Annotated in this window: 9 protein-coding genes; 8 read left to right on the top strand and 1 reads right to left on the bottom strand. The window is 66.2% G+C overall.

The genetic code is table 11. From position 1 onward, the window contains the following. Nucleotides 1-11: 11 nt before the first annotated feature. The 7 genes from QQM37_RS07225 (at nucleotide 12) to QQM37_RS07195 (ending at nucleotide 9,213) form a co-directional block, all read left to right on the top strand. Nucleotides 12-1,244: a pyridoxal-phosphate-dependent aminotransferase family protein gene (locus tag QQM37_RS07225; RefSeq protein ID WP_285726097.1), complete on the top strand. Its 1,233-nt coding sequence runs from the start codon at nucleotides 12-14 to the stop codon at nucleotides 1,242-1,244. Further along, nucleotides 1,241-2,554: an allantoate amidohydrolase gene (locus tag QQM37_RS07220; protein WP_285726032.1), complete on the top strand. Its 1,314-nt coding sequence runs from the start codon at nucleotides 1,241-1,243 to the stop codon at nucleotides 2,552-2,554. Before QQM37_RS07225 ends, QQM37_RS07220 begins: the two co-directional genes overlap by 4 nt. A gap of 46 nt (nucleotides 2,555-2,600) precedes the next feature. After that, nucleotides 2,601-3,317 carry a YoaK family protein gene (locus QQM37_RS07215; RefSeq protein WP_285726030.1) on the top strand — a complete coding sequence of 239 codons (717 nt, stop codon included), beginning with the start codon at nucleotides 2,601-2,603 and terminating at the stop codon, nucleotides 3,315-3,317. A gap of 77 nt (nucleotides 3,318-3,394) precedes the next feature. Further along, nucleotides 3,395-4,948 (top strand): RNB domain-containing ribonuclease, encoded by a 1,554-nt coding sequence (locus tag QQM37_RS07210; RefSeq protein ID WP_285726028.1) that lies wholly within the window; start codon nucleotides 3,395-3,397, stop codon nucleotides 4,946-4,948. A 78-nt stretch (nucleotides 4,949-5,026) separates the two neighbouring features. Then, nucleotides 5,027-6,343 carry a hypothetical protein gene (locus QQM37_RS07205; RefSeq protein ID WP_285726026.1) on the top strand — a complete coding sequence of 439 codons (1,317 nt, stop codon included), beginning with the start codon at nucleotides 5,027-5,029 and terminating at the stop codon, nucleotides 6,341-6,343. A gap of 261 nt (nucleotides 6,344-6,604) precedes the next feature. Continuing rightward, on the top strand, nucleotides 6,605-8,308 hold the full coding sequence (locus QQM37_RS07200; protein ID WP_285726023.1) for a DEAD/DEAH box helicase: 1,704 nt from the start codon (nucleotides 6,605-6,607) through the stop codon (nucleotides 8,306-8,308). Between the two features lie 11 nt (nucleotides 8,309-8,319). Continuing rightward, the gene (locus QQM37_RS07195) at nucleotides 8,320-9,213 is read left to right on the top strand and encodes a DNA-methyltransferase (protein ID WP_285726022.1); all 894 of its coding nucleotides are present in this window, start codon (nucleotides 8,320-8,322) and stop codon (nucleotides 9,211-9,213) included. A gap of 105 nt (nucleotides 9,214-9,318) precedes the next feature. Here QQM37_RS07195 and QQM37_RS07190 read toward each other — a convergent pair whose 3' ends face one another. Further along, entirely contained in the window at nucleotides 9,319-10,164 is an 846-nt protein-coding gene (locus QQM37_RS07190) for a PHP domain-containing protein (RefSeq protein ID WP_285726020.1), read from the bottom strand. 100 nt (nucleotides 10,165-10,264) lie between these two features. On the opposite strand from QQM37_RS07190, the gene QQM37_RS07185 reads away from it, so the two are divergent. After that, nucleotides 10,265-11,848, top strand: a complete 1,584-nt coding sequence (locus QQM37_RS07185; RefSeq protein WP_420030137.1) for an aminopeptidase P family protein — start codon at nucleotides 10,265-10,267, stop codon at nucleotides 11,846-11,848. Nucleotides 11,849-11,957 lie beyond the last annotated feature (109 nt).

Here is an 11,957-nt window from a genome sequence, read left to right as displayed (position 1 = left end):
CGCGCCTGCTCATGGGGCCGGGGCCGGTCTCTGCCTACCCGAGCGTGCTCACGGCGATGTCGGCACCGCTCGTCGGACAGTATGACCCCTTCATGACGAGCACCATGGTCGAGACCCAGGAGCTGTACCGGGGAGTCTTCTCCACCGGGAACGAGGCGACTCTGCTGATCGATGGCACCTCGCGCGCAGGCATTGAAGCCGCACTCATCTCGCTGATCACGCCCGGAGACCGCGTCCTGGTACCGATTTTCGGCCGCTTCGGGCATCTTCTTGCGGAGATCGCAGAGCGCGCCCTCGCCGAGGTCCACACCATTGAGACCACCTGGGGGCAGGTCTTTGCGCCCTCGGCCATCGAGGAGGCGATCATCCGGGTGAAACCCACCCTGCTGGCGCTGGTCCAGGGCGATACCTCCACCACGATGAACCAGCCGCTGGAGGACATCGGCGCCCTGTGTGCCAGACACGGCGTGCTGTTCTACACCGACGTCACCGCTTCTCTGGGCGGCAATCCTTTCGAGATGGATGCCTGGGGAGTCGATGCGGCAACCGCGGGACTGCAGAAGTGCCTCAGCGGGCCTTCCGGATCCTCGCCGATCAGCCTCTCCGAGCGTGCGGTATCGGTCATTCGCTCACGCGGGCGGATCGAGGCCGGAATCAGGGAAGAGGGGGATGTGGAGAACGAAGAATTCATCCGCTCCAACTACTTCGACCTCGGGATGATCCTCGACTACTGGGGCCCGCGACGGCTCAACCACCACACCGAAGCCACCTCCATGCTCTACGCGGCGCGTGAATGCGCCCGGGTGCTGCTGCTCGAGGGGCGGGAGAACGTCATCGAACGCCACCGGATCTCCGGCGAGGCGATGCTCGCCGGCGTGCAGGGCCTGGGGCTGAGCACCTTCGGCGACCTCGCGCACAAGATGAACAACGTCGTCGCGGTGGAGATCCCGGAGGGCGTTCCGGGGGACGAAGCCCGTGGGGCCTTGCTCAGTGACTTCAGCATCGAGATCGGGACCTCCTTCGGCCCGCTGCACGGTCGCGTCTGGCGGATCGGCACCATGGGGTACAACGCCCGGCCCGATGCCGTGCTGACCACCCTCGCGGCTCTGGAGTCGGTACTGCGACAGTTCGGGGTACCGGTTCCAGCAGGCGGCGGGGTGGAGGCCGCGACTGCGATTTTTGCCAGCAGGACTGCCGATACTGCCGATGCCCGGACTCCTGATGCCGAGGTGGCCGCGCGGTGAGACAGAGGCTCCTTGCCCATCCTGAACAAATCGCCCAGGCTGCTGATCGCGTGATGCGCCGTTGTGACGAACTGGCTCGGGTCTCGGCGGTACCGGGCCAGATCGAGCGGGTCTACCTCTCGCCCGAGCATGCACGGGTCAATCGTCTCGCAGCCCAGTGGATGCGTGAGGTGGGGCTGTCTCCTCGCCAGGATGCTGCGGGAAACCAGATCGGCCGGCTCGAAGCCCGCGGAGCGAACGGTATTCCGCTCCTGGATGCGCCAGCCCTGATGCTGGGCTCCCATCTGGACACGGTGCCCGATGCCGGCCGCTATGACGGCATCGCCGGCGTGCTGATGGCCCTCGAAGTGGTCCGTCTGCTGTCCACTCCCGGACCAAACGGGGCGGTGGAACCGCTTCCCTTCGCCGTGGAAGTCGCCGCCTTCTCCGACGAGGAGGGCACCCGATTCGGCAAGGCGCTGCTTGGATCCTCCGCTGTGGCAGGCACCTGGCAGAACGAGTGGTGGGCGCTCACCGATGCCGACGGCACCACGCTTCGACAGGCCTTCCTTGAATTCGGCCTCGACCCTGCCCGCATCGGTGAGGCAGCCCGTCGGCCGGAGGAGCTCATCGGCTACCTCGAGGCACATATTGAACAGGGACCCGAACTCGACCGGCTCGGCGAGCCGCTGGCCGTGGTCTCCTCCATCGCCAGCGCCCGCCGCTTCCAGATCGTGGTGGAGGGCGAAGCCCGGCATGCTGGAGGGACACCGTATGACATGCGCCGGGATGCGCTGCTCGGTGCCAGCGAAGCCGCTCTGACGGTCGAGCGGGTATGCCGCAATGAGCACCACATCGTCGGCACCGTCGGCCAGTTCGAGGCGTTCCCGGGGGGTGTGAATGTGATCCCCGGTGAAACGCGCTTCTCTCTGGACCTGCGCGGCGAATTCGATGACACCCGGGACAGTGTCTGGGACACCATCTCCAGCGATCTCGACCTGATCATGCGGCGCCGAGGGCTGCGCTGGCGGTGGACCGAGACGCACCGGGCCGCGGCCGTGCAATGCGCACCACTCCTGCAGGACGTCATCAGGGAGGGCATCGGCGGCGCCTACCGTTCTGTGGCTGCGGATCCCCTGACCTTGTTCAGCAGGGCGGGACATGACGGTATGGCGATCGGCAGCATCGCCGATGTGGGGATGCTCTTCCTGCGAAATCCGGGCGGCGTCAGTCACCATCCCGACGAATCCGTAAGTTCAGCTGATACAGCCCGCGGAATTCGCGCCCTCGCCGAGGCGGTCCTTCACCTGGCCGCCGAGCATCGCCCCTGATCACCCCCACCAGATCACTCCCCTCATCGAAGAAGGAACCTTTCTGATGCCCCTTCGCACAGCAGAGCAGCAGGCTCGTATCCATCTCGTGCTTCTGCTCGCCCTGACCTTCACCACCGGAATCGCGGACGCGGTCGGTTACCTGGGCCTGGACTATGTCTTCACGGCCAATATGACCGGCAACGTGGTCATTCTCGGCATGGCACTCGTGGGCGGACAGCCCCCTGGCGGCGGAGGGCACGCCCTCCCGGTCATCGGGCCGCTGATCGCCTTGTTCGCTTTTATGCTCGGAGCCGCGCTGGCCGGCCGCCGTCTGCACCGCGCGCCCGCTGGTTGGACGGGCCGGACCACCACCATGTTTCTGGTGACCGGCCTCGGCATTCTGGTGCTGGGGCTGGCCTGTGCCGTCGAACCCCCGGTCTCGGCGACGGTCTGGGGCTATGCGGTCACCGCAGGCCTGGCCCTTCTGATGGGAATCCAGGCGGCCACCGCACGACGACTGGCCGTGGCGGATGTGACCACCGTCGTCGTCACCTCGACGCTCACCGGCCTCGCCGCCGATTCCCGACTGGCCGGAGGTAAGGGGACGCGATGGGTCCGCCGGGTCCTCGCCGTCGTGCTGATCCTTGCCGGTGCGACCGTCGGTGCCGCGATCCTGCACGGCGGACTTGCCGCGGGGCTGATCGTGCCGGGAGTCATCGTCACCGCTGTGGCCGTCATCGGGCATTTCAGCGCGCATTCAGGCCGCCCGCTCGGCGAGTAAATTTTCGCCGAGCCCATCCTCCACTCCTCCCCGGATTCGCACGCTCATCTGGGGCCCCGCGCGCTAGGCTTAGGGCCGTGCCCAAGTCGCCGTTCAGCCCGTGGTCGCCATCGTTCGCGGAAACCGATGCCAGCAGACTCCAGGCGGCGCTGGCCGCCCTGCGCACCGAGTTCGCCCTGCCCGTAGACTTCCCGGCGGACGCCCTGGCCGAGTTGGAGCGCAGCATCGCCGGCTATCAACTGCCGGAAAGAGACCTCCGCTCCGCTTATTTTGTGACCATCGATCCACCCACCTCACTCGATCTGGATCAGGCGATGTGCCTGGAGCGCCTGCCGGAGAGCGAGGTCACTCTTCCGGAGGGTCCCGGCGCCGGCTATCTGGTTCGGTACGCCATCGCCGACGTCCCCGCTTTTGTCCCTCCCGGCGGTGCGCTGGATGCCCAGACCCGCACACGCGGCCAGAGTATGTATCTTCCGGACGGCCGGATTCCGCTCCACCCGGCCATGCTCAGCGAGGACGCCGCCAGCCTGCTTCCCCAGCAGGAACGCGGTGGCTACATCTGGGAGTTCCGGCTCGATGCGCGGGCGGAAGTTCGCAGTGTCACGGTCTACCGCGCCACCCTGATATCCCGCGCCAAACTGGGCTACCACCAGGCCCAGGCCGAGCTGGATGCCGCTCAGCCCTCTGATTATCTGCCCACGCTGGAGTTGCTGCGCGAGATCGGCCAGAAGCGGATCGTCCTGGAGCGCGAGCGCGGCGGAGCCAGCCTGAATGCTCCACAACAGGAAATTGAGCACGATGACGGCGGCTACCGCCTGGTCTTCCGGCCCGCCGAACCGTTGGAGGACTGGAACGCCCAGCTCTCGCTCATGACCGGGATGGCTGCCGCCTCGATGATGCTGGAGGCCGGGGTGGGGATCCTGCGCACCATGCCACCGCCGGATCCCTCCGCCATCGCCCGCTTCCGCCATCAGGCCGAAGCACTGCAGGCGCCGTGGCCGGCGGATCAGCCCTATGGCGAGTTCCTGCGCACCCTCGATTCCCGTCAACCCCGGCACCTGGCCCTGCTGCACGCGGCCACCTCCCTGTTTCGCGGTGCTGGCTACACAGCCTTCGACGGCGAGCCTCCTGCCCAGAGGCAGCAGGCCGCCGTGGCGGCACCCTACAGCCACACCACCGCTCCCCTGCGACGCCTCGTGGACCGGTTTGTCCTGGCCGTCTGCGCGGCGCATTGTGCCGGGGAGGCCATTCCGGGCTGGGCCAGAACCGCCCTGCCGCAACTGCCCGCGCTGATGGCGGCTTCAGACCAGCTGGCCGGTCGGGTGGACCGGGCTGCGGTCGATCTCATCGAAGCAGCCGTGCTCAGCGATCAGGTGGGTCAGGTGTTCGAGGCCGTCATCATCGCGCGCAAGGAGCCCAACGGTTCGGGCGTGGTGCGATGCACCGTCCAGTTACTGGACCCGGCGGTCACCGCGCCACTGGATGTTCCCCTAGATCCCGCCGACCCAGAGGCCAGTCCCGAGCCCGGTCCGCACACTGGCCCGCAGGCAGGTGACCCGGTGCGAGTCCGGCTGCTCAGCGCCGACATCGCGCGCCGATCCGTCACGTTTGCCCTCGCCGAGGCGACTTAAGCCATCGAGTGTTGAGATAATGCGGTGGCCGCACCGCGGCGAGGTTCGCGCATCGTCTCGACACTCACGGAAGGAACCATGACTCCCACCAGGCATGAACTCCCCGCCACCGTCGGCCTGCTGCAGGCCGAGACCGTGCACGCCGTCCTGGTGGCCGGCATTCTGGCCTCCACCTGCATCTTTCTGTTCAATCTCGTGGCCGCTATCACCCTGACGCAGGTATCTTCGGGATCGTTCACTTATTCGCCGGGCTACCGCCTCGTCATGGGCATCCTTCTCAGTTCCGCGCTCAGCCTGGCGGCGTTGCCGCTGCTCCTTGGCCCGGTGGCGACCTGGCTGCAACTGGCCAAGGTCCGCCTGTACTCTCAGGCGCTCGATGCCGGACTCCCGGCACGCTCACCCGAGCTCCGCGACACGGTGGAAGTGCGCGGGCCGGTGGGGCAAGCTCCCTTCAGTGCCGCCCTGGCGTCGACGGTGGTTCTGGGCAGCGCCGCACTGCTGGTCGGGATCGTCTTTGCGCTGGCGCTCGGCGAACAGTCCCGCTACGACGACTCCGGTCAGTTTGTACAGGAGAACGTCGGAGTTCTCGTGGCGACCGGCATCCTCATTCTGTTGGTCCCGCTCTGCACCATCCTGACCGTCATGCTGGTGCGCAGGCAGCGACGCTGGGTGGAGAACGTCTGGAAAGAGCTGCCTCAGGCCCTGGGGGCGATGAAGGGAGAGCCACCCAGCCTGCGGGTCGATCCACAGAACTTCAAGGACCGTCCTCGCAAACGATCCGGAGAGGACCGGCTGGAATTCGCGGCACGGTTTCTGCTGGTGGCTGGTGCACTGTTGTTCCTGGCCACCGTCTTCATGCACAAGCCCGGGCGCTACGCGGCGACGATCCAGTACGACGATACGGTGGAGAGCATCCTGACCGTGGCCACCGTGCTGGGTGCCGCCGCATGCGCGATCGGGATGGTCGTGGAGATTGCCGCCACGTCGATCCGAAGCCGCCGGATTCTCGCATCGGCCCGGCAGGGCACGACGCAGCAGGGCACGACGCAGCAGACCGAGAACAGGCTGGCCCGGCGGCAGGTCACTGAGGTGCTGCCGCAGGGCAATGACCTGATCCTCCAGTTGTGGTTCGGGCTCGGCATCGTTCTGCTCGGCACCTATCTGGGCCAGGCAATCCCTTTTCCCCTCCCGGCCCAGCCGGTGGAGTCCGCCGACTACCCTTGGCTGGAGCTCAATCCGCTGATACCGGTGCTGACCTGGCTGGTCGGCATCGCGGTGCTGAGCGTGATCCGGTTCAGGCTCCAGAGAGTGCTGCCGCACATCCGCAACCTCCTGGGCTACCGTCGTCCGGTCGAGTACGTGGACCGCTCGCCGGAGATCAACTTCTGGTCCTGAGGCTTCCTGAGCCTGTCGCCCTGCGGAATCCGGGGTTCGCTCGGAAATCAGGAGCGATCAGTTAGACTGGATACTGTAGAACTGGATGTCCGGGCATTGCGCAACAGCTGTTTCAGAAATTGACGCGTTGGTGAATCTTTCCGCGGTCATGGACCGCACGCATGTCGACGTGGTCGGCATCCTCTGGCCGTGCTTCCGCCCGGCTCCGTCCACCTTCCGGTCGACGTCGAGCCGCGAAGGCACCTGTATGGAAGAACACGTGTGACAGTCGATCACGATCTCTCCGCCGCCGAATCCTCGGTGGACGTCCCCCAACCCACTTTCGCCGACCTCTCGGTACACCCGGATATCGTCGCCTCGCTTTCCGCAGCCGGTATCACCCACCCCTTCCCCATCCAGTCCATGACCCTGCCGGTCGCGCTCTCTGGACACGACATCATCGGCCAGGCCAAAACCGGCACCGGCAAAACGCTGGGCTTCGGCATTCCTGTACTGCAGCGCGTGGTCACCCCGCTCGACGCCGACTTCGCCAAGCTGGCAGCCCCCGGCGCGCCTCAGGCTCTCGTCGTGGTGCCGACCCGCGAACTAGCGGTTCAGGTGGCCAATGACCTGCAGGTTGCCGCCCGGCAGCGCGGCGCACGGATCACCACGATCTACGGTGGCCGCGCCTTTGAACCCCAGGTCGAGTCGCTCAGCCAGGGCGTCGAGGTGGTGGTCGGCACTCCCGGTCGTCTGATCGACCTGCACCGTCAACGTCACCTCAACCTCAAAAACGTGCGGATCGTCGTCCTCGACGAGGCCGATGAGATGCTGGATCTGGGCTTCCTGCCCGACGTCGAGACGTTGATCGCAGCCACCCCGGCCGTCCGTCAGACCATGCTGTTCTCCGCCACCATGCCAGGACCGATCGTCGCCATGGCGCGCCGCTACATGACGCAGCCCACGCATATCCGCGCAGCCGATCCGGACGACGAAGGCATCACCAAAAAGGACATCCGTCAGGTCATTTACCGCGCTCACAACCTGGACAAGGACGAGGTGGTGGCCCGCATTCTGCAGGCCCGTGGACGTGGCCGCACCATCATCTTCACCAAGACCAAGCGCACTGCGGACAAGCTGGCGCATGAGTTGATGGACCGTGGATTCGCTGCGGCCCCCATCCATGGCGATCTGGGCCAGGGTGCCCGCGAGCAGGCTCTGCGCGCTTTCCGCAACAACAAGGTCGATGTGCTGGTCGCCACCGATGTCGCGGCGCGCGGCATCGACGTCGATGACGTGACGCACGTGATCAACTTCCAGTGCCCTGAGGACGAGAAGACCTATCTGCACCGCGTGGGCCGCACCGGCCGCGCCGGGAACAAGGGCACCGCGGTGACCTTTGTGGACTGGGATGATGTGCCCCGTTGGTCGCTGATCAACAAGGCTCTGGGCCTGGATGTGCCGGAGCCAGTGGAAACGTACTCATCCTCTCCGCATCTCTACAGTGACCTGGACATCCCGGAGGGTACCAAGGGCCGCCTGCCACGCAGCCAGCGCACCCACGCCGGGCTTGCTGCAGAAGAGATCGAGGATCTGGGCGAGACCGGTAAGCGTCAGCCCTCCCGTTCGGGCTCCGCTGCGGGTGGTCGCTCGGGCGACTCCCGATCCGGCGGATCGCGCTCGGGTGGATCGCGCTCGGGCGATTCCCGCTCCGGAGGCCATTCGCGTGCTGAGGAACCTCGTTCCGGAGAGGCCGGAGAAGGGCGCAGCCGCAATCGTCGGCGCTCCGGTGGCCGTGCCACCGAAGGTTCCGCCGCTGCCTCCCCGCAGGGAACAGACACCCCGCAGCATGCTGCGGGCGAGGCACCCGCCAGGTCCTCGCGGACCCGGAACCGTACCCGCAGCCGCAACGGCCAGCCGGTTCAACGCACTACCTCTGAGGCTCAGTCGTCAGGCTCGAATGAGCCAGCCGTGTCGAACGACTGAGGACGCCCGTCATGGGATCACTCGCTGGCCCCTCGCCTGACGACGCTGCTCTCTGGAGAGCGGACGGCCCCAATCTGGTGATCCAGGCAGAAAACCTGGACTTCCTGGGGCAGCTGCCCGATGCTGCGTTCACCGTGATCTATCTGGACCCGCCCTTCAACACGGGGCGGGCCCAGACCCGGCAGAACACCACCTCGGTGCGCAGTGCCACGGGAGGCGCCGGGACCCGATCCGGATTCGGAGGACGCAGCTACCAGGCCATCAAGGGCGAACTACACCGCTACGATGACGCCTTCACCGACTACTGGAGTTTTCTGGAACCACGGCTGATGGAAGCCTGGCGGCTACTCGCGGAGGACGGCACGCTGTATCTGCACCTGGATTACCGGGAAGTGCATTACGCCAAGGTCATGCTGGACGCCATCTTCGGCCGGGATTGCTTCCTCAACGAGATCATCTGGGCCTACGACTACGGAGCACGGTCCAGAAGCCGCTGGCCCACCAAACATGACAACATCCTGGTCTACGTGAAGAATCCCGCGGCCTATCACTTTGACAGTGCCACGGTGGATCGCGAACCCTACATGGCACCAGGTCTAGTCACGGCGGAGAAGGCAGCGCTGGGCAAGTTGCCCACCGATGTCTGGTGGCACACCATCGTCTCCCCCACCGGCAAGGAAAAAACCGGCTACCCGACGCAGAAACCGGAAGGGCTGCTGCGCCGGATGGTGGCGGCATCGTCCCGCCCGGGCGACTGGCTGCTGGACTTCTTCGCAGGCTCGGGCACCTTCGGGGCGGTGGCCGCCTCCACGGATCGCCGTTTTGTCTGCGTGGACCAGAATCCCGCTGCCGTGGACATTATGGAGAGCCGGCTGAGCCAGGCCGCACAGGTCGTTCGTCTTTGAGGTGTCTCTGAGGCCGCAGGTCCAGAATCATCCAGAAACGCGAATCGCACCGGGAAGAGCACCCCGGCTCTGACCTGCTTTAAGCGGTGCGATTCGCGAAGCGCCTCAGGCGCGGACGATGCCGCCCCAGCCCTGAGCCTCAATCTCAGCGAGTGCCTCCGGACTGGTCAGATTCTCACCGAGCCGATTGGGTTTGCCACTGCCGTGGTAATCGGAGGAGCCCGTGACGAACAATCCGTGCTCCGCGGCCAGCCGGTAGAGGTATTCGCGCCCCTGTTGCGGATTGTCCCGATGGTCGACCTCGAAGCCTGCCAGACCGGCATCGATCATCTGGTGGATCGTCTCCGGCCCCACCACCCGGCCGCGCTCAATCGCCATCGGATGCGCAAAGACCGGCACGCCGCCTGCAGCCCGCACCAACTCCACAGCGTGCGCCGGCTCCGGGGCGTGGTGTGAGACCCAGTATTTTCCGCGCGAGGCCAGGATGCCGGCGAAGGCTTCGCCCCGATCCCGGACCAGTCCCGCCGCCACCAGGGCGTCGGCCACATGAGGACGCCCTACCGTTGCGCCAGGGGTGACCTGCGCCAGAACATCGCCCCAGGTCAGCGGATAATCCTGGGAGATTTTTGCCACCATGTGTTTGGCCCGGTGCAGGCGGGATTCCCGGGAAGCCGTGACCTCCTGGAGCAGGCCCGGCGCAGAGGGATCATGCAGATAGCTGAGAAGGTGAACGGTGATGCCCTCTGAGGTCTGACAGGAGACCTCCATCCCCGGAACCAGCGCCACGTCATAGGCACGGGCCGCCGCGCTCGCCTCCACCCAGCCTGCTGTGGAGTCGTGATCGGTCAGCGCCACGACGTCTAGCCCTGCCCTGCGCGCAGCCCGGATCAGTTCCGCGGGGGCTTCAGTGCCATCGGAAACGTGCGAATGCGTGTGCAGGTCAATGCGCATCCTTCCAGAATAGTGACTTTGACCCGCGGTGACCCCTTACCGGCACAATCCCACCGGCGGAAACGGCGACCGTTGGCCAGTTGAGGTGGCCAGTGGCAGGATGGAGGGCGTGACTGAGCCCACCATGACACCAGAAACCGCCGCCACATCCTCCGGGCAACCCCTGGAAGACCGCGTGAACAACCGTTCCCAGCGTCCCTCCTCCGACGCCTTCAAAGCTTTCATGTCCAGCCAGTGGGCCCCTGCCAGCCAGGAGCTGCCCCCCGTGGATGAAGTAGCAGCTTGTGCCGCCGGGCGCCGTCGGGCCATCAGCGAGGCCTTCCCCGGCGAGCGGCTGGTGCTGCCGGCTGGCCCGCTCAAGGTCCGCTCCAATGACACCGACTATATGTTCCGGCCGCACTCCGCCTTCGCGCATCTGACCGGGCTGGGCGTCGACCACGAACCCGATGCCGTCCTGGTACTTGAACCGGTCGATCCGGGAACCGGCGATGACGGCGGTAACCACCGGGCGACCCTCTACTTCCGTCCGCTCGCCGGGCGGGATACCGAGCAGTTCTACGCCAATTCGCGCAGCGGCGAGTTCTGGATCGGCAAACGACCCACGCTGGCCCAGCTGCGCGCGCAGCTGGCGCTGCCGACCGCTGATCTGGACGAGCTGGAGGTTGCGCTGACCAAGAATGTGGGGGAGCCGTCGATCGGCGGCACCCGGATTCGGCTGGTGCGCGATGTCGACCCCGCCGTTGATGCACTGGTGGACACCGCACGCATCAACACCGCGATCAACCCCGAAGAGGTGGATCTGAGCGCCGATGACGCCCGGGACGGCGTGCTGTCCGAGGCACTCTCGGAGCTGCGGCTGGTCAAGGATCCCTGGGAGGTCGGGCAGATGCGCTCGGCCGTGGCCGCCACCGTGGAGGGTTTTGCCGACGTCGTGCGGGCGCTGCCGCGCGCCATCGCCCATCACCGAGGTGAGCGGATTGTGGAAGGAACCTTTGCCGCGCATGCCCGCGCTGAGGGCAACGGCTTGGGCTATGAGACCATCGCTGCCGCGGGCGATCACGCCACGACGCTGCACTGGATCACCAACAACGGCCAGGTGCGGGAAGGCGAGCTGCTGCTACTCGATGCCGGAGTGGAGGCGGATTCGCTGTACACCGCCGATGTGACCCGGACGCTGCCGGTCTCCGGAACGTTCAGCCCGGTGCAGCGCAAGGTCTACCAGGCCGTGCTTGATGCCGCCGATGCCGCCTTCGCGGTGGCACGCCCGGGGGTCAGGTTCCGGGACATCCATACTGCTGCGATGAAGGTGCTGGCCGAGCGTCTGGTGGAATGGGGCCTGCTGGACGTTGCGGTGGAGGAGATTCTCTCCCCCGAAGGCCAGCAGCACCGCCGCTGGATGCCGCACGGCACCAGCCACCACCTGGGCCTTGACGTCCATGATTGTGCGCAGGCGCGCGCAGAACTGTACCTGGATGGCCTGCTGCAGGAGGGCATGGTGTTCACCATTGAGCCCGGGCTCTACTTCAAGGCCGATGATCTGGCGGTACCGGAGGAATACCGCGGGATCGGCGTCCGGATTGAAGATGATGTGCTGGTCACTGCGGAGGGGACCACGAATCTCTCCGCAGCACTGCCCCGCACGCCCGAGGCCGTCGAAGCCTGGATGGCAGAACTGGCCGACTAAGTCTGCCGCCGGGCTCAGGTCCGCAGCCAGTCAGTTTCGCAGCCAGTCAGTTTTGCGAACGAAAACGGAAAGAGCACCCGCAATTGCGGGTGCTCTTTCCGTTTTCGTT

The sequence above is a fragment of the Psychromicrobium xiongbiense genome, from assembly GCF_030271165.1.
Lineage (GTDB): Bacteria > Actinomycetota > Actinomycetes > Actinomycetales > Micrococcaceae > Renibacterium > Renibacterium xiongbiense.
This window is presented reverse-complemented; position numbering and strand designations above follow the sequence as displayed.